This window comes from Hymenobacter sp. BT18, from assembly GCF_012273015.1.
GTDB classification, from domain to species: Bacteria; Bacteroidota; Bacteroidia; order Cytophagales; family Hymenobacteraceae; genus Hymenobacter; species Hymenobacter lutimineralis.
The window spans coordinates 1,408,584-1,435,384 of sequence record NZ_CP050954.1 but is presented as its reverse complement, the minus strand read 5'-3'; the positions used below and the strand labels follow the sequence as shown (position 1 = coordinate 1,435,384).

The window sequence follows — 26,801 nt, the reverse complement described above, 5'->3', positions numbered from 1 at the left end:
TTTTTTCCCTGGAAAATGACAACGCGCAGCCGTGGCACAGCAGTTGTCAATCCGGTATATTCAGTAGCTTCCGTTCGCTGCGGGTGTAGGTATGGTTTTCTTCCTGCCAATCTGACACCGCAGCGGTACTTCTTTCTCTATGAGTCACGATTCTTCCTCACCTGTTGCCTTCGCCCGCGTACTGCTGGCGGCCGCCGATCCGGCCGAAGTAGTTACCATTACCGTTCCGGATGCCGATCAGCCAATTTCCGCTGATGAGGCGCCGGCCTCCCTGCCGCTGCTGCCGGTGCGCAATACGGTACTGTTTCCCGGCGTGGTGCTGCCCGTTACCGTCACGCGCAAGAAAAGCATTCGGCTGGTGCGCAAGGCGTACCGGGGAAATAAGATTGTGGGTGTGGTAGCCCAGAAAAACGGGCAGAGCGACGACCCCAGCCTGCAGGATTTGTATCAGGTAGGTACCATGGCCAAGATCCTGAAACTGCTGGTGCTGCCTGATGGCAACACCACCATCATCATTCAGGGCCAGTCGCGGTTTCAGATAGAAGAGCAGCTGCAGGAAACGCCCTACCTCACGGCCCGGGTACAGTACCTGGCCGATTCGTTTCCGAATAAAAGCACCAAGGAAGTAAAAGCGCTGGTGGCGTCGCTGAAGGATGCGGCTACCAAGATGATGAAGCTCAACCCCGAAGTGCCCCAGGAAGCGCAGGTGGCCGTCGACAACATCGACTCGCCGTCGTTCCTGACGCACTTCCTTTCTTCCAACATCAACGTGGAGGTGGGAGTAAAGCAGCAGCTACTGGAAACCTCCGATGGGGTGCAGCGTGGTACCCAGCTCCTGGAGCTGATGCTAAAGGAAATTCAGCTTCTGGAAATCAAGCGCGAAATCCAAACCAAGGTACACACCGACATCGACCAGCAGCAGCGGGACTACTTCCTGCGGCAGCAGATCAAGGTGCTGCAGGACGAGCTGGGCTTCGACGGCCCCGACCAAGAAGTGGAAAAGCTGCGGCAGCGGGCCAAAACCAAGCAATGGTCGGAAGCCGTAGCCAAGCACTTCACCAAGGAAATCGACAAGCTCAGCCGCATCAACCCGCAGGCCGCCGAGTACCCCGTAAGCCTCAACTACGTGGAGTTTCTGCTGGACCTGCCCTGGGCCGAGTACACCAAAGATAACTTCAACCTCAAGCGCACCCAGAAAATCCTCGACCAGGACCACTACGGCATGGAGAAGGTGAAGGCGCGCATCATTGAGTACCTAGCGGTGCTGAAGCTTAAGAACGACCTGAAAGCGCCCATTCTGTGCCTGTATGGTCCGCCCGGCGTGGGCAAAACCAGCTTGGGCCGCTCGGTAGCCGCAGCGCTGGGCCGCAAGTACGTGCGCATGAGCCTGGGTGGGGTACGTGATGAGGCCGAAATCCGGGGGCATCGCAAAACCTACGTGGGCGCTATGCCCGGCCGCATCATCTCCCAGATCAAGAAGGCTGGCGTTTCCAATCCGGTCATCGTGCTCGACGAAATCGACAAGCTGGCTTCCGACTTCCGCGGTGACCCGCAGTCGGCACTCTTGGAGGTGCTCGACCCTGAGCAGAACGCCACGTTCACCGACAATTACCTGGAAGTCGAGTACGACCTCTCCAAGGTGTTGTTCATTGCCACCGCTAACTCCCTGGATACCATTCACCCCGCTCTGCGCGACCGGATGGAAATCATCGACCTGACGGGCTATACCTTGGAGGAGAAAACCCAGATTGCCAAAAAGCACCTCTGGCCCAAGCTCCTGCACGAGCACGGCCTGGGTTTGAAGGACGTCAGCATCAGCACGCCGGCCCTGCAGCGCGTGATTGATGATTACACCCGCGAGTCGGGGGTGCGCAGCCTGGAGCGGAAACTGGGCGGCGTGGTGCGCAACGTGGCCAAGAGCAAGGCCATGAAGGAAGCCTACCCCGCTACCCTGGAGCCCAAAGACATTACCCGCATTCTGGGCGCGGCCATTTTCGACCGCGACCAGTACCAGGACAACGAAACGGCTGGTGTAGTAACAGGCCTAGCCTGGACTTCAGTGGGTGGCGACATCCTGTTCATCGAAAGCCTGCTTAGCCGGGGACGCGGTAAACTCACTCTCAGTGGGCAACTCGGCGACGTGATGAAGGAATCGGCCGTGACGGCGCTCAGCTACCTGCGCAGCCGGGCCGAGGAGCTGGATATCGACTACCGCCTCTTCGACCAGTACGACTTGCACATTCACTTCCCCGAGGGCGCCGTGCCCAAGGATGGTCCTAGCGCGGGTATTGCCATCTTCACCAGCATTGCGTCGGTGTTCACCCAGCGCAAAATCCGCAGCCACCTGGCCATGACGGGCGAAATTACCCTGCGCGGCAAGGTGCTGCCGGTAGGCGGTATCAAGGAAAAGATTCTGGCCGCCAAGCGCGCCGGGGTGCGCGACATTATCCTCTGCCACAAAAACCGCAAGGACATCGACGAAATTCCGGCGGAGTACCTCAAGGACCTTACCATCCACTACGCCGACCGGGTGGATGATGTGCTGCGCGTGGCCTTGCTGGCGGAGAAAGTGGCGCACCCTATGAAGTTAATAGTGCGCGACGAGGCGCTACCGCTGCCCGCGCCCAGTGTAGAAGTACAATAAGCGTTTGTTGTTCGTTGTTATTTGTCAGTTGTTCGGCAGGGAGTGGTAGCTTTCGGTAGGAAGTGAGCAGCAGACCAACAACGGAAGGCTGCGGGCTGCTACAAATCAGCGCCGAACAACTGACAACAAACAGCTAAGAGTAAGTAGATGAGGCACGCGCTACGCATTTGGATAGGGTTTGGCAGCGGGCTGCTGGGGTTGCTGCTAACCGGCCCGGCAGCTATGGCTCAGCTGGGTGGGCAGCGCGCTTTCTCGTTCCTGACCCTGCCGCCCAGCGCCAAGCTGGCGGGGCTGGGCAGTGCCAACGTGTCCTCCCGCGACGCGGATGTGACCATGCTCTACGGTAACCCCGCCCTGCTGAACGAGCAGATGGATGGTCGCCTCTCCCTCACGTACATCGACTATCTGTCGGACATCAAGCAGAGCACCGCCACCTACGTGCACAATTCCGACCGGCTGGGGCGGCTGGGCTTTGGTCTGACGTATTTGAACTACGGTCGGTTTGACCAGTTTGACGCCGCCGGCAATCCACTGGGCGAGTTCTCAGTGAATGAGTACGCCCTGGGCGTTACCAAGTCCGTCACTACGGGCCCGTTTACTATGGCGGGCACGGCCAAGCTGGCCGTGTCGGGCATTGCTGGCAATCATGCGCTGGGGGCCTTGCTCGATGCCGGCGGGCTATTCAAACACCCGGAGAAGGACTTTACCGTGGGACTGGTGGTGAAGAACCTGGGGTACCAGTTCAAGCCTTACACCGGCTCCGACCGGGAACCTATGCCCTTGGATGTGCAGATTGGAGCTTCCATCAAGCCCGAGCACATGCCCCTGCGCATGTCCATCACCGCGCACAACCTGCAGCAGTTCGATATTGTATACCTCGACTCTACCCAGCGCGGTACCCTGGATGAAAACAACGAGGAAAAAAAGCCTAAAAAGTCAGTGGGCGACAAAATTGCGCGGCACTTTGTGGTGGGTGGAGAACTGATTCTGAGTAAGAATTTCAACGTGCGCATCGGCTACAACCACCTGCGCCGCCGTGAGCTTCGCCTGGATAACAGCTCGGCCGGTGCCGGGCTGAGTTTTGGCCTCACGTTCCGCCTCAGCCAGTTCCAGCTCGATTACACTCGGGCCTACTACCACGCCAGCGGGGCCAGCAACTACTTTACCATCTCCCGGAGCCTCGCGTCCATTTTTCAAAAGGACCCTGCTCTTTAGTCCGTCCGGGCTGTTTTTTTCGTAGGCTGCCCCGAGCGCCGGGCAACCCTTAGGTGTTGCCCACACTCTTCCTTTCGACTGTTTTTCTCTGCCCTTATATGCTCGACGCCACTAGTTTTCTTACCCCGGTCCAGATTGTGGCCGAACTCGATAAGTACATCATCGGTCAGCACGATGCCAAGCGCCATGTCGCCATTGCCTTGCGCAACCGTTGGCGCCGACTCCACGCTCCGCTGGATATGCAGCGCGAAATTGTGCCCAACAATATCCTCATGATCGGCTCCACGGGCGTTGGCAAAACCGAAATTGCCCGCCGTTTGGCCAGCATTGCCGATGCGCCCTTCACCAAAGTAGAAGCTTCCAAGTTCACGGAAGTAGGCTACGTGGGCCGCGATGTGGAAAGCATGGTGCGCGACCTGGTAGAGCAGTCGGTAAACATGGTGAAGCAGCGCCGCAAGGAAGCCGTTAAATCCCAGGCTGCCCAGGCTGTGGAAGACGTTATCCTGGATGCGCTGATTCCCCCGGTAAGTGGAATAGGCTTAAACCGCACCCCCGGCTTTGGCAACCCCACCGACCCCACCGTAATGCCCGACTCAGATCAGGAACTGAATGAGCGGACGCGGGAACGGTTCCGGGAGAAAATTCGTGCGGGGGAGTTGGACGACCGAAAAATCGAAATCCAGGTGCAGCAGAACGCCACCGCTGGCTTGGGAGTTGTAGGCGGCCCCGCGGGCATCGACGAAGCCTCCATGGCTGGCCTGCAGGATATGCTGGGCTCTATGCTGCCCAAGAAAACGCGCAAGCGCAAAGTCACCATTGCCGAGGCGCGCAAAATTCTGCTCGATGAAGAGGCTGCCAAACTCATCGACATGGACGAAGTAAAAGACGAGGCTATCCGCCTGGCCGAAAATGCGGGCATCATCTTCATCGATGAAATTGATAAGGTAGCCAGCCGTAGCGGTAAGGGCGGGGGCGGGCCCGACGTGAGCCGGGAAGGCGTGCAGCGCGACCTGCTACCCATCGTGGAAGGCTCGGCCGTCAGCACCAAATACGGCGTCATAAACACTGACCACATTCTATTCATTGCGGCCGGGGCCTTTCACGTGGCCAAGCCCAGTGACCTGATTCCGGAGCTGCAAGGGCGTTTTCCTATCCGGGTAGAGCTGCAAAGCCTCACCAAGGATGACTTCTACCGCATCCTCAAAGACCCCAAGAATGCGCTGACCAAGCAATACGAAGCCCTGCTCCAAGCTGAGGAAGTAGCCCTCAGCTTCGACGATAGTGCCCTGGAGCGTCTGGCTGAAATAGCCTTCGATGTGAATACCGATGTGGAAAACATCGGTGCCCGCCGCTTGCACACCGTGATGAGCCGCCTTCTAAATGACATTCTGTTTGATGTGCCCGACCGGATTGGTCCCAACGCCCGGATTCTCATCACCCGCGAGCTGGTAGATGAACGCCTACAAGGCATGATCCGTAACCGGGATTTGAGTCAGTATATTTTGTGATCATTAGCAAATGTCTCTGTCAGCAATAGCTAAGGTGGTCTGATGATGCACGACAGAATACGAGTGTAATCTTCTTTTATCATGGCAACAACTCTACACGTAAACAAGCCGGATAAACGACGCAAGTAAGATGACGCATTGAAGGCCGAAGCCTTACGTCTGGCTAGCGAAAACCACTCTGCTCGGGTCGTTATGCGGCAACTAGACATCAGCGAGCAGCTGGTTCTATCGCCGACAAGCGCATTAGGTGGCCGTAGAGTTAGGCAGTGAAGAACTGGCACGCGACCTCGAGATGTGGACCTTGTGCGCCGAGTTGCAGCGGGTGCAGCATGAATGAGATATCCTAAAAATAGCCTTGGTCAGTTGCCTGCGATAGGCGCAGACTTAACCGCGAGATGTTGTGAGCCGCTACCGCTTCATTGAGCGGCACCGCCATGGTGTATCAGTACGGGAACTGTGTGCGGTGCTGTAGGTTGCCCCGAGCAATGAATACGGCTAGCGGCAGCGGCGTGGGCAACTAGCACCTGCTTGGGAGCACGCCCCACTGCCCCTAATCAAGCTGGGTGAAGAACATCACCTGCTTGTCCAAGCAGGGCAGCTGGCTCTACCTGGGCAGCTATCAAGATGCCTACTCACGCAAGGCCGTCAGCTGGGACGTGCGCGAAATGATGCCCGAAGACTTGGTCAACAAAGCGCTCTGCCGGGCCGACTCACCTAGAGAGTGTGGACAGTGGGGCTAGCTTTGCGGCATGTTGCGCCGCCACGAGTTAACCGAGCGAGAATGGAAATTGGTCGAACCACACACGTTGGGCCAGCCGGGCACCAGTGGGGGCACGGGCCGCGACAACCGGCAATTCGTCAACGCAGTGGTGTACCGCGTGCGCACGGGCTGCAGTTGGCGCGACCTGCCCGAGCGGTTCGGGCCGTGGAACACGGTAGCGCGGCGCTTCCGCCGCTGGGCCAAAGCGGGCGTGTGGCAGGCCTTGTTCGGTGCCGTACAGGAACCGGACTACGCCTGGGTGCTGGTGGATTCGACCACGGTCAAGGCGCACAAAGCAGCGGCCGGGCAAAAAAAAGCGACGCCGCGACGGAAGCGCTAGGCCGCAGCCGCGGCGGCTTGTCCACGAAGGTGCACGCCGTCGTGGACGCGCTGGGCAACTGCCTGCGCCTGGTGCTCACGCCCGGCCAGCAAGCCGATTGCACGCAACTGCCCGGGCTGCTGGCCTGCCTGCCCCAAGCGCCCGGCGCGGTGGTGGCCGACCGGGCGTACGACACCAACGCGGTGCTGGCCGCCGTGGCCGCGTGCGGGGCCACGCCGGTCATTCCGGCCAGAACCCTGCGCAAACACCCGCGCCACCACGACCCCAACCTGTACGCCGACCGCAACAAAGCCGAACGGTTCTTCGGCCGCCTCAAAGAAGCGCGCGGTTTCGCTACCCGCTACGAGAAAACCGCTTCCTCCTTTTTGGCCCTGGCGCATCTGCTGGCTGCCCTCGATTGGATGCGCTGACTGTCCACACTCTCTAGCACAGGGCCGCGCAGGGCGAGTCCTTCTGGAGCCGGCTCAAGGCCAAAATGCTCGACGGCGGCAGCTTCTCCAATCCGCAGGAAGCACGACTTTAACTCAGCCACTACATTGCTCACTACAAAGCTGCTACTTCGCCCTCCGCTATCAATCACTTAGAGCGTGTTTGGGGATTTACATTCGATTGAGGCACATGGTAAGGTTTGCAATCAGTAACTAGGCGACATGGCTAGTGGGAGTGAATTCGTAATCTCTTACGATGCGGCGAAAGCAGGCCAGCCAAGCGAAGGTGCGCTCGGTGACCCAGCGCCGCGCCATCGGCACGAAGTTACATTGCGTGGGCGGCCAAGTACTGATCTGTTGCGTCAGGCCCAAGTCAAGGAGGTGCTGGGCAAAGCGCCCGCGATAGGTCGCATTGATGAGCACCAGCTGTAGGCGCCGTGCCTGCTAGGGGCGCTATAGCAGCAGGGCCAGCGCGCCGGTGCTGTCATGCCGTGGGCCGCGTGCACATGAGCGGCTCAAATACGCCGTCCGAATCGACTATGATATGGCGTTTGCGGCCGTTGATAAGCTTGTATGCATTCAAGCTGCGGTGTTTATAGATGCGCGGGCCAACTTGACACTCTGACTGTCCAGTCAAGCCAGCGCCGGGATAGGCTGGCGGTCGTGCGCGACCCGATCCAAAGCGTTGACCATTGTACTCAGTTGCTGCCACAGGCCCAGACGTTGCCGGCGGTAGAAGTATATATTAGACTGCCATCCAGGGCGGAAACTGTGGGGGCAGCGCACGCTACTAGCAGCCTGTGCGACACACGTAGGGCAGCGCGTGGAACACGTGGCGCAAACACGAGCGTCGGCGCCGTTACATGGGCAGCAGCACTCAATGACTTGACATTACGAGTCAGTAAGGGGTTAATAGCCGTCAACCATAAGTCGGAAGGAGCCTAAGAACTCTCCCTGCAACTTACTAACTCGCTCTTATTTGTCTCTTACCTAATTCACAAACATACTCTTAATCACTTCGAGACCCACCATAAAATCACATCCGAAAAATGTCCGGCTTAGTTAAATTACCCTAAGCTATAGAGTCTTGATGTATTACACAGTATATCATTGGTCAGCCTAACACTAAAGGCATTCTGCCAATAAAAAACTGTTATATAGATATAATCATTATTGTTCAGTTTGTTTATATTTTACATACTCTCGAAGACAATATCCAATGATTGTCCAAGCTACAGGCTTGTTTAACGCTACTTTGTATGTATACTTGTAGCAATCAATTTTACTTTTTTTGCCCGATTTCTTTTCACTCACCACACTTTTCTGTAATGAAAAAACTCTTATTACTGAGCTTCCTATTCCTTACGGTCTTGTTGCAGCAAGCCGTTGGTCAGGAGCGAACAGTTTCCGGTCGGGTCACCGACAGGGAAAATAATCAGGGCTTGCCGGGGGTAACGGTACTTGTAAAAGGCACCACTGTGGGTGCTTCCACTAACTCTGATGGAACATATAGTTTAAGCATTCCAAGTACTGCTACTACATTGCAGTTCAGCTTTGTAGGCTATCGTAACATTGAGCGAGTTATCGGCAATAGCTCTACTATTGACGTTGCGCTTGAAGTTGATACTAAGCAGTTGAACGAAGTAGTAGTAACTGCTCTCGGCGTTGAGCGTGAGAAAAAGGCACTAGGCTATTCAACCACTACCATATCAGCTGAGCAGGTTACTCAGGGACGTGACCGAAGTGTTCTTAACTCATTACAAGGTAAAGTAGCTGGTGTGCAAATCTCCAACGCTTCAGGTGGAGTAGGTAGCTCAACGCGTGTTGTTATTCGTGGCAACAAATCGCTGTTAGGTAACAACCAACCATTGTACGTAGTAGATGGTATCCCAATCAGCAATGATGCTTTCGGTTCAGGGGATAATCTTAATAACGGTGTTGATGCCGGTAACCGTGCTAACGACGTTAACCCCGACGATGTGGAGTCTGTTAACATTCTCAAAGGCCCAGCAGCTACCGCACTTTATGGCACTCGTGCTGCTAACGGTGCCATCGTTATTACGACAAAGTCAGGTCGTGGTGCTGCTAAGCGTGGTAAGAAAGCAGAGGTAACGTATACTACGTCGTACACGCTGGAAAACATTCTCAAACTCCCAGACTTTCAGAATGAGTTCGGTCAAGGAACAAGCGTTAATCAACCTGATACCCGAGAAAACTGGAGCTGGGGCCCTCGCTTCGATGGTCAAGTTCGGATCTGGGGTCAAGTTATTGATGGTCAGCAGCGTGTGAAGCCATATGTGGCGCAGCCTGACAACGTAAAAGACTTTTTTGATACAGGTAAAACCTACACCAACTCAATATCCGTTGGTGGCGGTAATGAGAAATCTAATTACCTGCTTTCGCTGTCCAATACCAATCAGAAGGGCATTACGCCCACGACGCAGTATCAACGTACTTCTGTAAAAGTTAGCGGCGAATCAAAGCTTACGAATAAGATTACGTCTAGTGCTAACCTGACTTACACTCGTTCGGGTGGTGACTTAGCCGTAACAGGCCAAGGTGCTTCTGTATATGACCAAATCATCCAGACTCCGCGTGATATTAACTTGCTGGAACTTAAAGACCTAAACAACAAGTTTAACACGCTGAATGGATATTACGGAGCTTATACCACAAACCCATGGCAGATCTTAGATACAGACTTCTACCGCAATGAAGTGGACCGTATCTTCGGTAACTTTCAGCTGGGTTATGATATCTCTGATCGGTTTAAGGTTACTTACCGTTTGGGTACCGACGTCTACAGTGACCGTCGTCAGCAGTTCTCTGGTCGTCGCCAGCCTGTAGGCCAGAACTCGGGTGCTTCCAGCACTGGCCGGTATGCGGAAGCACAATATGCTTATCAGGAATTGAACTCTGATCTTGTTGCTTCTTATAATAAGGACCTGACCCCTGATCTGAACTTGAACGTTCTGGCAGGCCACAACGTAAACCAGCGCCGCTTGAACCCAATTGGCTTTGAGACAACGAACGTAATTTCAAATGACTTTCAGTCTTTTGATAACAACCGCGGCCTATATAGCTTCACTGAAAACGGTGGCCGGTTCCTGCGCCGTCTAATGGGTGTATACGCTACGGCTGATTTGTCTTTCCGCGACTATCTGTTCTTGGGCGTTACTGGTCGTAATGACTGGTCTTCTACACTGCCAACAGGCAATAATTCCTTCTTCTACCCCGGCGTTAACGCAGGTTTTGTATTCACAGAGGCCCTAGGGATGCAGGATAACGCGTTCTTTAACTATGGTAAGTTACGGGCCGCGTATGCACAGGCTGGTAACGATGCTGCTCCTTATCAAACGGCTTCTGTTTTCACAACGACGAATCCTGGTGATGGCTTCCCTGGTCAAGACCTGCAGTTCCCGCTCAATGGCATCCCTGCTTTCCAAGTTGGGAACCAAATTGGAAATCCAAATTTGAAGCCGGAAATTACCAAGTCACTCGAATTCGGTACGGAATTCCGATTCTTTAATAACCGCCTGACGTTTGATGCAACGTATTACGATGCTCGTTCAACCAACCAGATTTTCTCCGTTCCGATTTCATCTGCTTCAGGTTTCACTTCTCGGGTGATTAACGCTGGTGAGTTACGTAACCGTGGTATAGAATTGTTGTTAGGAGCTACTCCTGTAAAAGTTGGTGACTTCACCTGGGATGTGTCAGTTAACTTCACTAAAAACAAAAACGAAGTTGTTGATCTGTTCGAAGGAACAAACAAGATCATCATTGGTGGTTTGGGTGGTACTAGCTTAACTGCTACCAAAGGTCGTCCCTACGGTGACTTGGAAGCAACCTATTATGAGTATGCACCTGATGGTAAAATTATCGTTGCAGAAGCAACTGGTCTGCCAATCAACTCGGCCCAACAGGTAGTTCGTGGCAACATCAACCCTGACTTCTTGGCTGGTCTGAACACCAGCTTCTCTTTCAAAGGCGCTAACCTGTCGTTAGTGTTTGACACCAAGCAAGGCGGCGAAATGTACTCTCGTACGCGCGACATCCAGTGGTTTGTAGGAACCGACCCGTTGACGCTGTATAATAACCGTCAACCTTTCGTTGTACCTAATAGCGTAGTTCAACTAGGTGATGGTTCTTACGCTCCCAATACAACTCCAGTAGCTGTTTATGACTATTGGGGACAGGCTCCGACTGGTACTGCTATTATCGACGCCTCTTACGTGAAGTTCCGTGAGGCTAGCTTGTCATATAGCATTCCCACTAAATGGCTAAACAAGACTCCTTTCGGTTCGCTTTCCTTAGGCGTAACGGGTCGTAACCTATACTTGTGGACGGCCAAGGAAAACACGTACGTTGACCCTGAATCTAATAACTTCGGCAACGGCAACGTGCAGGGGTTTGATTTTACGGGTTCACCTTCCACTCGGAGCTTCGGTGCTAACTTGAAGGTTACCTTCTAAGGTAGCTTTGTAGTTCAAAAAGTAAAATCTCCAATATGAGCAAATTGCATAAAATCATCATGTCGTCTTTGCTGCTTGGCTCTGTAGCCTTAACAGCTTGCGAAGACTTCTTGGATGTGAACGAAAACCCCAATTACCCTAAATCAGTAGGGGTAGATATTGTTACGCCCTCAGGACAAGGTACGGTGGCGTACATTATGGGTAACCAATTCCAAGTAGCTGGTAATTTTTGGGCCCAGCACTTCTCACAATCTTTGGTTGCTAACCAATATAAAAATCTTGATAAGTACCAAATAACTGAATCTGGTTACGATGGTCCTTGGCAAACTTTGTATGCTGGTGCACTAAATGATTTTAAATATGTGAAGGATCGTGCCAAAGGCGATAGTGTAAACTATGCTGCTATGGCAGGGATCATGCAAGCATATACATTTCAAGTACTGACTGATGGCTTCGATAAGGTGCCATTCACTGATGCTCTGAAAGGCTTAGGTAATACAAGCCCTAAGTTTGATGAGGGACCTGTAGTTTACGATGGTATTATCAAATTGATTGACGACGCAGTTGCTCAAATCAATGATGACAATGAAATTGTTCATGACGAAGACCTTGTTTTCCAAGGGGATATGGAGAAGTGGCGTCGCTTTGCAAATACGCTAAAACTGCGAGTTTACATACGGCAGATTTACGCGCGCCCAGAAGTTTCAGAAGCAGGTATCCGTGCATTGTACGCTAGTGGCGCAGAATTTCTCGAAGCTGATGAGGATGCTTCCGTACAGTTCGAAGGAACTACTAGCCGCTCAAACCCTCTTTACCAAACAGATGTTACGGGTACTACAGCTAATAATATTGCTGCTAGCCAGACCATCATTGACTATCTGGTAGAAACTCAGGACCCGCGCATCGACTATCTTTTTCAGCACCCTGGTGCAACACCAAATCCTAATTCTCCACACCGTGGTATTCAGCAGGGTTTAGCCGGCATAGTTGGTGCTCCAACTACGGCATTGACGTCTTTTTCTCGGCCTAACTACCAAACTGGGGGAATTTTTGCAAAAAATGCCCCTGTTATCCTGATGAGTGGTGTAGAAAGCTTGTTTTTACAAGCTGAAGCCGCTGCACGCGGTCTGGCTACTGGTGCTACAGCTAAGTCTTTGTATGAGCAAGCAATTACGGCTTCTTTCAATAAGGCTGGAGTAACTGATGCAGCAGAAGTAAATGCATTCTTAGAAGGTGAAATGGTTGATTATGACAACACATCTGATCTTGAGAGTAAAATTGATAGGATCATTACCCAAAAATGGGTTGCACTCGGCGGTACCCAAGGGTTTGAGATTTGGAGCGAACTTCGTCGCACGGGTTATCCTTCTTTTATTGAGCCTTCAATAAGCAGCATCTTGCCTGATGGAGTAATCGCAAACCGTTTCCTCTATCCATTGTCGGAGTCGCAACGAAACCCGAACTATCCTGGTTTGGTGCGCGCTGAAGTACCGGTTTGGTGGGATAAAAGAAATTAATTAAGCTTCAGCCTTAAACACATGAATAATCATCTGAGCCGTTTTTTAGGCATCTCAGTTTTAGCTGCCACCATAATGTTGGCTAGTTGCGATAAGGAAGAGGCTTCTCCTTATATCGTCTCTCGGGTCACTACCTACCCTACCATAGCACTTACTGATGCTCCCATTTTGAGTGTATTCAAGGGGCAAGCATTCAATGATCCTGGGGCAGTGACCAAAATTGGAGACCAGACGGTTGAAACGAAGGTTACTGGTACTGTAGATACAAATACACTAGGTGTCTACACTATTACTTACACGGGGCAAAATTCTGATGGATTTACAGCTTCTACTTCTCGCTTGGTAGCTGTAGTTGATCCTGCAGTAGCTAACGAAGATATCAGCGGAAGCTATGCTCGCACAAACGGCGCGCCTGTGACTATCACAAAAATTGGTCCGGGTATTTACCGGAACAGTAATTTTGGTGGAGTATTGCCGCCTTCGGCTTTTATTCAACCATCATATCTCGCTCAAGTCTCACCAACCCAGTTGGTGTTTCCCACGCAAAATGTTCCTAACATTGGGGAGGTATCTTTTCAAAACGTATCTACTACTCTCGCAGACGGAAAAATCGTGGGATACAAGTACGTTGTAATCAACCCAAGCTTTGGAACCGCTTTACGCACTTTTGTAAAGCAGTAAAATCAGTAGAGGAACTTCTCAACTAAAGCGAATTACTCTCAGTATTTGCTTTAGTTGATAATTTCTAAACAGTCATTCCTTTACTTTCCACATGAAAAAAATCAAATACGCCTTTCTAGCTAGTTTACTGCTAACTGGCATTTCTACTACGCTGGTATCCTGCGAGGATGACGACGACGAAGTTACCATCCTGTCGGCAGTTGCTGGTGATTACTTAGGTGCAGAAAACTGTGCTGGTGCTGTAAGTGATTATACAGTTTCTGTATATAACACAACAGATGATCCAGGCAAAGTTTGGATTGCTCATGTCTACGGAATTGCTCCGCCATTGAAAGCGACGGTAAGTGGCAATACTATTACTCTGCCTTCTACGCCCTTCGTTTATGAAACTGCTACGGCAGAGTATAACCTGACGGCGTCTGGTACAGGGACAGTAGTAGGGGATAGTCTTAAATTTACCTTCGAAATTGGGGGAGATTTCTCTGATGCTTGTACTTATTCAGGTAGCCGGGCTGTAGTGCTGAAACCAGCAGGTAGCACTCCTTAACAGTTTTTATTTATTCTTTATAAAAGGGCGATGCAACTGCATCGCCCTTTTATATGGTGGTTGTAAAATAGCAGGTGATTAGTCCATTTCCTCAACGCGCCGATTATGTTCATCAATGACAAGTTGAGTGCGGATGCGGTGCATGGGCAGGAAGCGACTCAACGAACTGGTTTTGCGCACGAGCACGGCACACTTTTGCCGCAGCCAGCCGTCAACAACCTCCACGATACTGGTCTGCCTGCTGCCTTTTATACTGAGCGTGTGCTCGGCTCAGGTAACACGCCGCGGTAGGCCTCCCATCCGTCTGATTAGGTGCCCGTATAGTAAGCCAACGGCAGGGCCTGCGAGAGGCGGCGGTGACCGTACCCCGCGTGCCGAGTACCTAGGCCACGATGCGCCGCGCTTGCCCTTGCACAGCTCATCTAGTTCCAACATCCGGGGCCGGCTCGTGGGCGCAGAAGGGCGAAGCTTGGGCTGTGCTTTTTTCTAGCTTGACGATCGTGGGGCGTGAGACACCAGTCAGGCGCATAATGGCCCATTGCTAAACACGCTCGGCTAGCAGCTTTTTCACCTACGCGTACTGGGCCGCTTTGTGCACGGCGGTGGGCGTAAAGACAGCTTGATAGTGGCAGCCGCTGCATTGGTACTTGGACTGGCCTTTCAGGCTGCCGTTCTCTTGCGCAGGGATGTCCTGCTACACTTTTTGCACATGAGAGTTGTCTGAAGCATTAACCAAGATACTAATCACTTGCTGTTCGCTACCGTCCTTTATTTTACAGGTAGGTTCAATAAGAAGGGTTAAATAAGGGTGTATATATCTAATAACGTGTGCCTTGTCTTACTATTACAGCGGCTTTTACATGACTTGATAGACTTGTCAAATATCGTCTTATTGCTGAAAATTGTAAATAAAAAAGAAAAAGTTAGATAATAATATCCTCTAAGCTCGAGTATAAGAATTAACCAAAAAAATCCTTACGTTTGGTCGACAACATTCTTTCACTCACCCCTTTTACTCACAAAACAAACAACTACCTGATGAAAAAACTTTTCTCACTGTTAAGCTTCTTGCTATTCACTGCGCTGTTGCAGCACGCAGTGGCTCAAGAAAGGAGCATATCGGGCCGGGTTACAGATGTCGCGAATGGTCAAGGATTACCAGGCGTGACCGTTCTAGTGAAAGGTACCACTGTAGGGGCCTCCACCAATTCCGATGGTTCATACACCATTTCTGCGGTGCCCGCTACAGCTACTACGCTGACGTTCAGCTTTATCGGTTACCGCACCGTTGAGCGTCCCATCGGTAACTCTACGACGGTAGACATAGGACTGTCGGTAGATACCCGTCAACTGGATGAGGTTGTCGTTACCGGTCTGGCCACGAGCGTTAAGCGCTCAAACTTGGCAAACGCTATTACGACTATATCCGCGAAAGAACTGACGGGCAGCACTCGCCCCGTTACTGTGGATGCTGCTATGAGTGGCAAAGTAGTAGGCGCAAACATTGCCCAAACCAGCGGTGCCCCCGGTGGTGGTATTTCGGTACAGTTGCGTGGTATTTCTACCATCAACGGCTCCTCGCAGCCGCTGTACATTATCGACGGTGTTTATGCCGTCAATGCCGAGGTAGGCAATGGTGCTGGCGGAGCTGCCTTCTCCGGTGCCTCGAGCGTTGCCGGCCGTACTACGCAGGACAACGGCATTAACCGTCTTTCTGACTTGAACCCGAACGATATCGAGTCTATTGAGATTCTGAAGGGCCCTAGCGCCGCCGCTATCTATGGTACTCGCGCTAACGCGGGTGTAGTTATCATCAAAACTAAGCGCGGTGCCGCCGGCAAAACCCGCGTAAGCTTCAACCAGGATTTGGGATTTGCCAAAGCGTGGAACCTGCTGGGTAAAGAAGACTGGACGGCTGATAAAATTGACTTATTCTACTCAGGTGCACGTGCTGCCCGGGAGAAAGAGCTACTGGCTGCCGCGCAGGCAAGCGGTAAAATCTATGACTACGAGAAGGAAATCTATGGCAACACGGCTTTCCTGCGTAATACTGGTTTGAGTGTTTCCGGTGGCAACGAAAAAACGAAGTTCTTTGTATCGGGTTCTACTTCGAATGAAGAAGGTATTGTAAAGCGTACCGGCTTTGAGCGCCACTCCATTCGGGCTAACATTGACCACAAACTCGGTCAGCGGATTGACTTGGGCGTTAGCGCTAACTATATCAACTCCGAGAACCGTCGCGGTTACACTGGTAACGACAACCGTGGTATTGCCCTAGGCTACAACCTGGCTTACATCCCAAGCTATGCAGAATTGCACCCGAACGCAGCGGGAGAATTCCCGGAGTCTGCTTATACTGGCGACAACCCGCTGGCCGTTGTTGAGCGTGCTATCAACGAAGAAACTACGAACCGCTACGTTCAGACGGGTAGCCTGACTGTGCGGCTGATCGACAAAGAAGGCTCTTCCCTGCGCTTTGCTGCCCAGGGTGGGGTAGACTTCTCCAGCAGTGATGCACTGTTGGCTTTGCCTTCCGACATGCAGTCGCAGCGGGCAGTAGCCCTGCCAGGCGCAGCTCGTGTGGCCAAAAATCAGTTCTTCAACTCCAACCTGCAAGGCTTCCTGATTTACGATTGGAAAGTTGGTGATGCCGTAAACCTCACCTCGCAGGTCGGTACCGTTCGCCTCAGCCAAAAGCAGAACCTGACCTACAACCAGGGTGTGAACCTCTCACCTGGCCCGCCCTATACTCCGAACCGGGGAACTGTTACATCGCAGGAGACGTTCATCAGCGAAGAAGCTGACTTGGGTTTTGTAGCCCAGCAGGAGGCCAACTTCCGCGACCAAATCATTGCGACGGCCGGTATCCGCTTTGATAAATCAAACCGGAATGGTGACCCTAAGAAGTATTATGCATTCCCCAAGGCCTCTTTGGCCGTTAACCTTGCCAAGTTTGGTTTCTGGAGCTTGGAGCCGGTAAACCTGATGAAGTTACGCGTAGCCTATGGTGAAACCGGTGGACCGGCTTTCTTCAATGGTTTATACTCCCCGCTCACCGCAATTTCTACGGGCGGCCGCCCCGGCTTGTATCCTTCCACGCTACTGGGCAATCCGGATATTAAGCCGGAGCGTGCTTCGGAACTGGAAGCTGGTATCGACATGGGCTTCCTGGAAAACCGCATTGGCCTGGAAGCTTCCGTATACAACAAAGAAGTGTTTGACCTGATCAACACCTATACGCTGGCTCCTGCCACAGGCGTGACGTCTATTCGGGCTTACAACATTGGTGACCTGCGCAACCGCGGCCTTGAACTGGCTCTGAACGCGAACCCCGTACGGAATGAGTTCTTCAACTGGACCAGCACCACGCAGTTCTGGTTTAACCGCACGGAAGTAACCCGTCTCGACGACTCCCCTCTGCTGGTGCCTTCCTTTAACACGGGTTCGGGCTTCGGCGCTACGTTTGGCCGCAACATCTTCACGCTGGGTGAGTCGCCCTCGCGGTGGTATGGTACGCCTAACGATCCGAACAGCACCAACTTCAGCGGTCTGACGCGCTATGAGGAGGCTCAGCCTACCTTCCAGATGTCTTTCCTGAACTCCTTGACCATTGCCAAGAACTTCGAACTGTCTTTCCTCTTCCACTGGAAGAAAGATGGCTACAACAGCAACCTGAGCACCCTGCTGAAAGATGAGGGTGGTACGTCGGAAGACTGGAGCGAATCAAGTGGCGAGATTGACGATGAAGGAAACCCCCTTACCAAAGGCCAGTACCGTCAGGGCCTGAGCGCCCGGGAGTTCATCCAGAATGCCGGCTATGTGCGTCTGCGTGAGGCGTCGCTTTACTACTCCGTACCCTCCAGCATACGTACGAGCCTGTTCAAGGACTATGTACAGAATATTCGGATCGGTGTATCGGGTAACAACCTGATTACCTGGACCAAGTACAGAGGCTATGACCCTGAAGTGTCGAACTTCGGTTCTACCGCTAACTTTGCTCAAGTAGACGTTGCCGGTTATCCGAGCACCCGCCGGATTTTCTTCCACCTGGGCATCGATTTTTAATTCCTCTCATCTCAGAAAATCTGTTTCATGCAATATTTAAATCGGAAGCTAACAGCGGCAGCTTTGGTCGCCTTGCTTAGCACTTCCTCTTGCGGCTTCTTCGACGTAGAGGCGGTGCAAGATCCCAATAACCCGGGTTTGGGCTCGGTACTCAATAATGCTACCAAGCCCCAGTTGGACGCCTTGGCCGTGGGCCTGGAGGCTTCGCTCCGCACGGTACATACTACCAACGCCCCTTACAACTGGGTGGTAGGCACCTTCGGGCGGGAAGTAACGGTACTGGCGGCTACGGAGTCGCGCTGGTATGGCGAGCTGCAGGGCACCCGTGCTACGCTGGATGATGCAGCCTATTACAACGCTTATTACGTTCCGCTGGCTCAAACCCGCCGCGCTGCACAGGTGTATCGTGAGTCGGCCAACAACAGCCAAGCGCTGACGGACGTGCAAAAGCAGGGAGTTGCGGGCTATACCCACACCTACGAAGCATTGGCCAAACTGCTCATGCTTAACCTACAAGGCGACAACGGTATCCGGATTGATTTGGATAATCCGTTGAAGCCTGGGAAGTTTGTTGCGCCGGCTGAAGCGTTGACCAACATCCGAGGGCTTCTGGATCTGGGAGCCAGCGAGCTTGATAAGGGGGGGGATGCGTTCGGCTTCTCGCTGTCAGCTGGCTATGCTGGCTTCAACACGCCCGCTACGTTCAAAAAATTCAACCGCGCTTTGGCCGCACGTGTTGCTCTGTACCAGGGAGACTACGCTGGCGCAAAAGAGGCTTTGGCTGCCTCTTTCTATGATCCGGCTGCCCTGCTGACACTTGGGCCCAAAATCACATTTAACCCAGCAATTGCTGGTGACCAAGGCAATCCTTATTTCCAGGTGCCAAACGGCAACGGTTCCAACGTGGTAGTAGTACCGGATAATTTCGTGTCTGAGGCCGAAGCTGGTGATGCCCGTTTGGCGAAGGTTGGTCTGCGTACCACTCCCCGGGTAACTGGCGGCCTCACTGGTAACTACGAAGCCCGGGTGTTTGCCACAAACACCAGCCCGCTTGACATTATTCGTAATGAAGAGCTCATTCTGATTTCGGCAGAGGCGAAGGCTAATACCAACGATTTGGCAGGCGCCTTGGCAGATATCAACGTAATCCGCACGAAAGCAGGCGGGTTGGCTGCTTTACCCGAAGGAACCTTCAGCTCCGTGGAGAAAGCCATGGATGAAATCCTGAAGCAGCGTCGTTACTCACTATTCTACGAAGGTCATTACTTCATTGACCTGCGCCGTACCGGCCGTTTGAAGCCAGTTGTTTCGCCCGGTCAGACGCTGGCCTACAGCAGCAGCCCTTACGCGCTATTCACCAAAATGGAGAAGCCAGCCGCTGAAAAAGCTTGGGACCGTATCAACCCCTAAGTTGATTGGAAACCAGTAAAAAAGGCTACGCGAATTCGCGTAGCCTTTTTTTATTATGTGAAGAGAAAGAATGAGACGATCAGTTCCCTTTTGTAATAGTGGTGCCACTTACGTTACCTGGGTCTATCGGCTCTCCTTGTTGGTAAGGCGTAACGCAGGGTATAACTGCGGCTGTTTGACTAATTTTCAAGATGGTGAATAGTCAGCAACTTGAGTTTGCTTTAACTCTGCATCAGAAACCCCTTGATATACTCATCCAGGTCGCCGTCCAGCACGTTTTGCACGTCGGTGCGCTCAATACCGGTGCGTAGGTCCTTGATGAGCTTGTACGGGTGCAACACGTAGTTTCGGATCTGAGAGCCGAAGTCGATGCGCTTTTTGGTGGCTTCTACTTTGTCGCGTTCGGCGTGGCGCTTGTCCATTTCTATCTGGTAGAGCCTCGATTTTAGCATCCGCAGTGCGTGCTCTTTGTTCATGAGTTGGCTACGCTCAATCTGCACGGCAATGATAATACCCGAGGGAGCGTGCGTGAGCCGCACGGCCGTTTCCACCTTGTTTACGTTCTGGCCCCCGGCTCCACCCGCCCGAAATGTATCCCAGGAAATGTCGGCCGGGTTGATTTCGATGTTGATGGTATCATCAATCACGGGATAGGCAAACACGGAGGCAAACGAGGTGTGGCGGCGGCCACTGCTGTCGAAAGGGGAGATGCGCACAAGCCGGTGCACGCCAATCTCGCTTTTAAGGTAGCCATAGGCAAAGTCTCCGTCGATTTCGAGCGAGGCCGACTTAATACCAGCGCCTTCGCCGGGCTGGTAGCTGATCTGGCGTACCCCGAAACCGTGCTTTTCGGCCCACATGATGTACATGCGCATCAGCATTTCGGCCCAGTCCTGGCTTTCGGTCCCCCCGGCTCCGGGGTTGATTTCGATGATGGCAGAAAGCTGATCTTCCTCATCCGACAGCATGCGCTTGAACTCTAGCTGCTCGACTTTACGCTGAGTGGCGTCGAAGTCGGCCTGCATTTCGACGTCGGTAACGTCGCCTTCTTTATAGAAGTCAAACAACACCTCCGTATCAGCTATTGCCTGCTGCACCGTTTCAAAATCATCGGTCCAGGTTTTCAGGGCTTTGATTTCCTTTAGCGCGGCTTCTGCGGCTTTGGAATTATCCCAGAAATCGGGCGCTGTGGTTCGCGCTTCGGCTTCAATGACTTGTTCTTTTCGGGCATCGTAGTCAAAGATACCTCCTCAGGGCCTCGGCGCGGCCCTTCAATTCCTTCACCTGTTCGTAGGTCATGGAGTAAAATGTGTGAGTGATGAGACTAGCAAAAGTAACGATAGACAAACGCCCGCTACCGGCAGCAGACCGATAACGGGCGTTTCTGGCAAGCAATGGCTTTTCTTAGATGCGCACCATCCAGTGGTGCTCATCGGGGGCTTCCCCGATTCTGATGGCGTGTAAAGCCGCTGAAGCACGCTTGGAAAAAGCGTCGGGGCCAGCAACGGGTAGCTCAAAGTCCTCGCCCTGGTAGCCGATAGTGGCCATGGGGGCAATGGTAGCGGCCGTTCCTACGCCAAAGGCTTCCTCCAGCTTGCCCGCGCGGTGTGCTTCCAGCAATTCAAAGATGGAGACCTTGCGCTCTTCAACTGGCATGCCCCAGTCGCGGGCCAGCTGCAGGATGCTGCGCCGCGTGATGCCATCGAGAATCGAGGTGCTGAGCGCGGGCGTTACGAGGCGGCCATCCAGCACGAAAATGGCGTTCATCGTGCCGGACTCTTCTACGTACTGGTGCTCGGAAGCATCCGTCCAGATCAGTTGGTTGTAGCCTTCTTCCTGGGCCAGGCGGGTGGGATACATGGCCGCGCCGTAGTTGCCGGCATTCTTGGCAAACCCGGCCCCGCCTTCCGCCGAGCGCACATATTTCTGCTCGAAGCGCACCCGCAGGGGTTTGTTGTAGTAAAGGCCCACCGGGCAGGTGAAGATGACGAATCGGTAGCTCTCCGAGGGCCGTACGCCGATAAACCCATCGGTGGCAAACATGAATGGGCGGATGTATAGGGCACTGCCGGGGGCATTGGGTACCCAGTCAGCATCGAGGCGGATGAGCTGCGCCAGGCCCTGCATAAACACCTCCTCGGGCACGTGTGGCATGCACATCCGCTCGGCCGAAGCGTTGAGGCGGTGCAGGTTGTCGAGCGGCCGGAAAAGCGCAATTTCGCCTTCCGCGTTTTTGTAGGCCTTCATGCCTTCGAAAATGGCCTGACCGTAGTGCAAAGCCGAGTTAGCCGGGCTAACCGTCATTTCGCCGTAGGGTAGGATCTGTGGCTCCTGCCATTCCCCATCACGATAATCGACCACCAGCATGTGGTCGGCGAAAATTTTACCAAACTCAATGTGTTCAGGGTCGAGCTGCGACAGGCGGGAGGCCGTCGTGCGCTGCGTCCGAATCGATAGGGTGTCGAGCATAGGAAACAGAAACTGGGTATGCAAAAAGAGTGGGGTGGGAAAGGCGGGTGGCCGCAATCAGGTGCGCGGTTGCCAGGTAACCTCTTCGGCACCGAGTTCTACCGTCATCAGCCTGCTGAGCACAAACAGATAATCGGAGAGGCGGTTCAAATAGATGGGCACGAGTTCGGCCACGGGTACATCCTCCTGCAGGGCAACTACCAGTCGCTCGGCGCGGCGGCACACGCACCGGGCCACGTGCGCAAACGATACGGCCTGATGACCACCGGGAAGAATAAAGGCCCGCAGCTCGGGTAGCTGTTCGTTCATGCGGTCCATCTGCTCTTCCAGCAGGGTTACGTCCTGAGCATGCAAATCGGGTACCTTCATCCGGGACTTTTCGGGGTCGGAGGCCAACGTAGCGCCGATGGTGAACAGGCGGTCCTGCACTTCTTTGAGCAGGTCGCGGCGGGCGGCATTCACGGGCTGGTCGCGCACCAGGCCGATGTAGGAGTTAAGCTCATCGACCGTGCCATAGCATTCTATGCGCAGGCTGGCTTTCGAAACCCGGGTGCCTCCAATAAGTGAGGTAAGGCCCTTGTCACCGGTTTTGGTGTAAATTTTCATAGGGGAAAAGACCGCGTGCCGTCGTCAGTGGTGCACACTGCCGGGCCGCATGGGGCTACTGCTCCGTGTAGGAAAGGTGGTGAGTAGTTACATTGAGGTTAGGCTGATCGGACTCCACCAACCCGTCGCGCAGCCGCACAATGCGGTGAGCATAGTGCGCAATGTCCTCTTCGTGCGTTACCATGATGATGGTGTTGCCCTTGGCATACAGGGCCTCAAACAAGTCCATGATTTCATGACTCGTCTTGGTGTCGAGGTTGCCGGTGGGCTCATCAGCTAGGATGATGCTGGGGTCGTTGACCAAGGCGCGGGCAATGGCTACGCGCTGGCGCTGCCCGCCCGACAGCTCGTTGGGGCGGTGCTTGGCCCGCGTGTCGAGGCCCACGCTGCGCAGGGCCTGCATGGCTTTCTCCTGCCGGTCGGCTTTGCCGTAGCCCGCATAAATCAGCGGCAGGGCTACGTTGTCGAGGGACGTAGCCCGGGGCAGCAGGTTGAAGGTCTGGAAAACGAAGCCGATTTCTTTGTTACGTACATCGGCCAGCTGGTTGTCCGTCATGTGGCTGACGTCTTTCCCGTTCAGGATGTACTGGCCCCCACTGGGAGTATCGAGGCAGCCAACAATGTTCATCAGGGTAGACTTGCCGGAACCCGACGGGCCCATAAAAGCCACGTACTCGCCGCGCTGGATGGTGATGGACACCGACCGCAGTGCATGAATACGCTCGGCTCCCATCTGGTAGACCTTCGAAATGTCAGTGGTTTCAATAACGGGAGGCAGCATAACCGGTGAAGTTAGTTCCAGGAGGGGGCGAGGGGAGCCGGACGCACAACCCCAGGCTGGCTGTGAAAGATAGCGTATTCCTGAGGGGAAAGCAATGTACGGAGCTTGCGTAAAGGCTCTTGAGCGTAGTCAGGCAACCCGGCTGCAAACGCCGCCAAGATATAGCCTTTCAACAACGGTATCGACTCCGGGTTATATTCAATGCCGCGCAACAGGGCCTGGTAAGCCGCCAGGGGCTGTCGGCGCTGCTGGTAAAACCGGGCCGCAGCCAGTAAGCCTTGCTCTACGTACGGCGCTTCCCGGATTACCTGCTGATACAGCGCATCGGCCTGAGTGGGTCCAGCCGCTACCAGCGCGCGGAAATAGGTTGCATATCCAACATCGAGTCCCTGGAAATAGGCCTGGCTCAGGAATCGGCGCAGCTCCGTCAGATCCTGCTGCTGGGCCAGTACATGCCCCCGCAGAACATTCCAGGCAGAGGCCTCAGCGCTACGCGTGCTCACGGGGGGAGCGGCCGCCGCTACGAGTTCCTCAACCTCGGCCACCTGACTCTGTGCCCAAGCTGCTACCGCCTGCGCATAGGCCGCCTGCCGCCGCAAAGCGGGCTGGCGGACACTGGTGGCAATAGCCGCCCGCGCCACGCCCGGTAAGCTTCGGCCTAGCAGAACGAGGTAATCTACCTTGCTGGAGTCGGGGGCCAGCATAGCGGCCGCCGGGGTGTAGCGCAGAGTGGTAAGCAGCCGCCGGGCCTGCAAGGCTACAGTGGGGTCGGCAACTGCCCGGGCCGCAACTTGTCGGGCTGAGTCGGGCTGGCTGGCCAATGCCAGGGCATAAGCCCGGGCAAGCTGGCCCGTTCTGGGGTCCAGCTCTGCCGCCTGGCTCAGGCGGGCTGCCGCTGCCGGAGCCGCTCCTTGTTCCAGCAGCCATAGGCCCTGCAATTGCTGATAGTAGGCAGCACTCGGGCTTTGCGCTGTAGCCAGCGGAATAAGCGTGTTCTGGGCCGATGCCGGGCGTCCCCCGTATTGCTGCGTCAGGGCCTGCAGAAACAGCAGTTGCTCAGCGTATGGGGCGTTGGTGGTATAGCGCGGCAAGCGGCGCAGGGTAGGAAGCAGGGTGGTATCCCGGTTCCGGACCCGCAGTAAAGCCGAGTGGTAGAGCAAAGCAAAAGATCCCGGCGTTAGCGCTGTGTCTGTGGAGGCCGGGGCCGGGGCTGACTGAGTGCGGTGCACCAGGGCTACCAGCTGCTGATTGCTGCGGAAGGCCTCGGACTTTGCCGGCTCTTGTAAGTATGGCCGGGCTTCGGCCCAGCGCTGCTGTTGCACCAGGAAAGCCAGTTGGTTGCTGCGGAGAACCTCGTTCTTTGGCTCTTCCTTCAGGGCTTGCTGCTGGTAGTATTGTACCGAATCGGTAAGGGCCGAGCGAGTGTAGAGCTGGGCCAGTTCACTGGCGAGAGGCACGCTGCCGGGAGTGGCCCGCAGCCCGGCCCAGAGGGTGCGCTGGCGCTCAAAAAAGTCGGCGGGTGTGTTGAATAGGGAAGCCAGCCGTAGGGAAATCTTTTCCGAGGGAGCCCGGCTAAGAGCCCGGCGCAGGGCGTTGATTTCGTTTTGCCTTTGCGTGCGGCTGCGGTACAAGGCGGCCCGGCCCAGGCTGGCTTTGTGGTTAAAACGGTCCATCCAGTCACTTTCGGCGTAGTACCGCTCGGCCAGTAGAGCCAGGGCATCGGCGGCAGGCTGCTGCTCACTTTGCCAGCGTGTAAGGTCGCCTAACTGGTTGTAATAGCCGGCTTGGGCCCGGTAATACAAATCAAGCCTATTACGGAGCAGAATAGCCCCAATGCAGCCAATACCTAACAGGTATACCACGTAAAAAGGCAGCCGACGGGGCTCAAATACCACCCGGTACACCCGCAGCTTCTGACGGATAAGCGGCGCAAAGTTCACTAGTATGTAGAGCAGAAACGCTACGCCCAGCACCAGGAAAGTGGTGGCGGTAAAATACCGGCCCGCTTCAATGATGGGGTCGTTCTGGGTAGCAAAGGCATAGGCCAGCGTAGCACCGGCGTAGGCCGCAAGTACGCCCAGAAGATAAGGAGTAGCCTTTGCTGGCACCCAGGCCCGAAGCGTGGCCTGACGCTGAGCCATAGCCGCCGCGCCAACGGCCGTAGCCAACAGCAACAGCAGGTACGGGTCGAGGCGGAGGCCGGGCAGCAACTCCACGTCTCCATTGGAGAAGTAGTACAACGCCAGCACGGTCAGATACAGGCCGCTGGCCAGCAGAAAAGGCCATAAACCAAAACGGCTTTGCGGATTTTCGGCCTGAGTGTTCAGCCAGAGTAGCAGCCGAATGTTTTCAATGCCAGCCCACAGCACCCACAGCGCTATGGCTACGGTACCGCTTTGGGTGGCATAGCTTGCTATATGCAGGGCTGCCAGTGGAGCCGGATCTGCCCCGGCTACGAGCAGGAAGGCGCTAAGCCCGCTTACTAGTAGCCCAAACCACAGCAGGCGCAGGGGGCTGGAAACCTGGGGGAAAAATGCGTGAAACCCGTAGGCCGAGCCCACGAGCAGTACCAGCGTGAGTAGTAAGAAGTACTGCTTCGTGTCATTAAAAACCCCCAATGCATCAAGGTTCAGCGACATCAGCAGGAAAATCACCGCCGACATGCCAATGGCGAAACTAAGTCGGGGCAGAAAGCTGATGAACGTTAGGGCATAGACTAGGCAAACTCCCAGTACCAAGGCTAGGGCCGCCGCCGCTTCCGGGCGGATAAGGGGCCCTCCTACGGTATACGTTTCGGTGAGGGCGTACCCGTTTACCGCTACCGGCAGGCGGGCCGTACCTACCGGCACCTGGGCTAGCTCCAGTGGTACCGGGGCCAGTTGAGTTTCTGTGACTAGCGGGAGGGTGGCCTCGGGCCCGGCTACGTATTGCCAGCCAGCGGCAAGGCCTATCAGTACCAGCAGCAGCACCAGCGCGGCCAACGGCAGGGGAAAGCGCGCTGGCTGGGAGGCAGCATTCAGAGAAGGTGGGCGCAAGCTATTCCAGCACTTTGGGCACGCGGAAGTAATCGGAGTCCTTGCGCGGGGCATTGCGCAGCCCATCGGCGTGGCTGATGCTGTTGTGGGCCTCATCGGGGCGCAGCACGTTGATTTCGTGCGACAGGTGAACGAGGGGCTCCACATCCGTTGTGTCGAGCTGCCGCAGCTGGTCGACCCAGTCCAGAATTTTATTCAGGTCGCCGAGCATTTGCTGCTCTTTGGCTGGGTCAAACTCCAGGCGGGCAAGGTGGGCCAATTGGCGAAGGGTGGTCAGGTCGGTGCTCAAAACAGAAGAAACAGCAGGAGTGAAATACAAA

17 protein-coding genes and 1 pseudogene are annotated in these 26,801 nt (G+C 54.4%); 12 read left to right on the top strand and 6 right to left on the bottom strand.

Annotation, left to right across the window (positions count from 1 at the left end):
* Positions 1-139: 139 nt before the first annotated feature.
* The 12 genes and pseudogenes from lon (at position 140) to HER32_RS05835 (ending at position 19,590) form a co-directional block, all read left to right on the top strand.
* Positions 140-2,644, top strand: coding sequence for an endopeptidase La (gene lon, locus HER32_RS05895; RefSeq protein WP_168681191.1), 2,505 nt, complete (start codon positions 140-142; stop codon positions 2,642-2,644).
* Positions 2,645-2,791: 147 nt separating this feature from the next.
* Positions 2,792-3,859 carry a type IX secretion system protein PorQ gene (gene porQ, locus HER32_RS05890; RefSeq protein WP_168681189.1) on the top strand — a complete coding sequence of 356 codons (1,068 nt, stop codon included), beginning with the start codon at positions 2,792-2,794 and terminating at the stop codon, positions 3,857-3,859.
* Positions 3,860-3,957: 98 nt separating this feature from the next.
* Entirely contained in the window at positions 3,958-5,367 is a 1,410-nt protein-coding gene (gene hslU / locus HER32_RS05885; protein WP_168681187.1) for an ATP-dependent protease ATPase subunit HslU, read from the top strand.
* Positions 5,368-5,930: 563 nt separating this feature from the next.
* Positions 5,931-6,107 carry a hypothetical protein gene (locus tag HER32_RS05880; RefSeq protein WP_168681185.1) on the top strand — a complete coding sequence of 59 codons (177 nt, stop codon included), beginning with the start codon at positions 5,931-5,933 and terminating at the stop codon, positions 6,105-6,107.
* Between the two features lie 2 nt (positions 6,108-6,109).
* Positions 6,110-6,877: pseudogene (locus HER32_RS05875) on the top strand (IS5 family transposase); the annotation flags it as partial.
* Between the two features lie 1,346 nt (positions 6,878-8,223).
* Entirely contained in the window at positions 8,224-11,370 is a 3,147-nt protein-coding gene (locus HER32_RS05865) for a SusC/RagA family TonB-linked outer membrane protein (protein ID WP_168681180.1), read from the top strand.
* Between the two features lie 59 nt (positions 11,371-11,429).
* On the top strand, positions 11,430-12,887 hold the full coding sequence (locus HER32_RS05860; RefSeq protein WP_232066405.1) for a SusD/RagB family nutrient-binding outer membrane lipoprotein: 1,458 nt from the start codon (positions 11,430-11,432) through the stop codon (positions 12,885-12,887).
* A 21-nt stretch (positions 12,888-12,908) separates the two neighbouring features.
* On the top strand, positions 12,909-13,568 hold the full coding sequence (locus HER32_RS05855) for an immunoglobulin-like domain-containing protein (RefSeq protein ID WP_168681176.1): 660 nt from the start codon (positions 12,909-12,911) through the stop codon (positions 13,566-13,568).
* Between the two features lie 91 nt (positions 13,569-13,659).
* On the top strand, positions 13,660-14,115 hold the full coding sequence (locus tag HER32_RS05850) for a hypothetical protein (RefSeq protein WP_168681174.1): 456 nt from the start codon (positions 13,660-13,662) through the stop codon (positions 14,113-14,115).
* 105 nt (positions 14,116-14,220) lie between these two features.
* Positions 14,221-14,406, top strand: a complete 186-nt coding sequence (locus tag HER32_RS05845; RefSeq protein ID WP_168681172.1) for a hypothetical protein — start codon at positions 14,221-14,223, stop codon at positions 14,404-14,406.
* A 690-nt stretch (positions 14,407-15,096) separates the two neighbouring features.
* The gene (locus tag HER32_RS05840; RefSeq protein ID WP_232066404.1) at positions 15,097-18,180 is read left to right on the top strand and encodes a SusC/RagA family TonB-linked outer membrane protein; all 3,084 of its coding nucleotides are present in this window, start codon (positions 15,097-15,099) and stop codon (positions 18,178-18,180) included.
* Positions 18,181-18,426: 246 nt separating this feature from the next.
* Positions 18,427-19,590: a RagB/SusD family nutrient uptake outer membrane protein gene (locus tag HER32_RS05835; RefSeq protein WP_168681170.1), complete on the top strand. Its 1,164-nt coding sequence runs from the start codon at positions 18,427-18,429 to the stop codon at positions 19,588-19,590.
* A gap of 221 nt (positions 19,591-19,811) precedes the next feature.
* Here the strand turns inward: HER32_RS05835 and prfB are convergent.
* From prfB to gatC, 6 genes are all read right to left on the bottom strand, one after another.
* Positions 19,812-20,889, bottom strand: a protein-coding gene (gene prfB, locus HER32_RS05830; RefSeq protein WP_168681167.1) for a peptide chain release factor 2 whose coding sequence is annotated in 2 segments (ribosomal slippage) — positions 19,812-20,828 and positions 20,830-20,889 — 1,077 coding nt in all. Because the reading frame shifts where the segments join, the coding sequence is not laid out codon by codon here.
* Between the two features lie 105 nt (positions 20,890-20,994).
* The gene (locus tag HER32_RS05825) at positions 20,995-22,059 is read right to left on the bottom strand and encodes a branched-chain amino acid aminotransferase (protein WP_168681165.1); all 1,065 of its coding nucleotides are present in this window, start codon (positions 22,057-22,059) and stop codon (positions 20,995-20,997) included.
* A gap of 57 nt (positions 22,060-22,116) precedes the next feature.
* On the bottom strand, positions 22,117-22,665 hold the full coding sequence (locus HER32_RS05820; protein WP_168681163.1) for a cob(I)yrinic acid a,c-diamide adenosyltransferase: 549 nt from the start codon (positions 22,663-22,665) through the stop codon (positions 22,117-22,119).
* 55 nt (positions 22,666-22,720) lie between these two features.
* Complete coding sequence (locus tag HER32_RS05815) at positions 22,721-23,446, bottom strand: ABC transporter ATP-binding protein (protein ID WP_149071309.1); 726 nt, start codon at positions 23,444-23,446, stop codon at positions 22,721-22,723.
* 11 nt (positions 23,447-23,457) lie between these two features.
* Positions 23,458-26,481 carry a tetratricopeptide repeat protein gene (locus tag HER32_RS05810; RefSeq protein ID WP_168681161.1) on the bottom strand — a complete coding sequence of 1,008 codons (3,024 nt, stop codon included), beginning with the start codon at positions 26,479-26,481 and terminating at the stop codon, positions 23,458-23,460.
* Position 26,482: 1 nt separating this feature from the next.
* The gene (gene gatC, locus HER32_RS05805) at positions 26,483-26,770 is read right to left on the bottom strand and encodes an Asp-tRNA(Asn)/Glu-tRNA(Gln) amidotransferase subunit GatC (protein WP_149071311.1); all 288 of its coding nucleotides are present in this window, start codon (positions 26,768-26,770) and stop codon (positions 26,483-26,485) included.
* Positions 26,771-26,801: the final 31 nt, after the last annotated feature.

Coding starts and splice junctions, on each gene's coding strand:
- lon (WP_168681191.1), top strand. CDS start 140: ATGAGTCACGATTCTTCCTCACCTGTTGCCTTCGCCCGCGTACTGCTG.
- porQ (WP_168681189.1), top strand. CDS start 2,792: ATGAGGCACGCGCTACGCATTTGGATAGGGTTTGGCAGCGGGCTGCTG.
- hslU (WP_168681187.1), top strand. CDS start 3,958: ATGCTCGACGCCACTAGTTTTCTTACCCCGGTCCAGATTGTGGCCGAA.
- HER32_RS05865 (WP_168681180.1), top strand. CDS start 8,224: ATGAAAAAACTCTTATTACTGAGCTTCCTATTCCTTACGGTCTTGTTG.
- HER32_RS05860 (WP_232066405.1), top strand. CDS start 11,430: ATGTCGTCTTTGCTGCTTGGCTCTGTAGCCTTAACAGCTTGCGAAGAC.
- HER32_RS05855 (WP_168681176.1), top strand. CDS start 12,909: ATGAATAATCATCTGAGCCGTTTTTTAGGCATCTCAGTTTTAGCTGCC.
- HER32_RS05850 (WP_168681174.1), top strand. CDS start 13,660: ATGAAAAAAATCAAATACGCCTTTCTAGCTAGTTTACTGCTAACTGGC.
- HER32_RS05845 (WP_168681172.1), top strand. CDS start 14,221: ATGTTCATCAATGACAAGTTGAGTGCGGATGCGGTGCATGGGCAGGAA.
- HER32_RS05825 (WP_168681165.1), bottom strand. CDS start 22,059: ATGCTCGACACCCTATCGATTCGGACGCAGCGCACGACGGCCTCCCGC.
- HER32_RS05820 (WP_168681163.1), bottom strand. CDS start 22,665: ATGAAAATTTACACCAAAACCGGTGACAAGGGCCTTACCTCACTTATT.
- HER32_RS05815 (WP_149071309.1), bottom strand. CDS start 23,446: ATGCTGCCTCCCGTTATTGAAACCACTGACATTTCGAAGGTCTACCAG.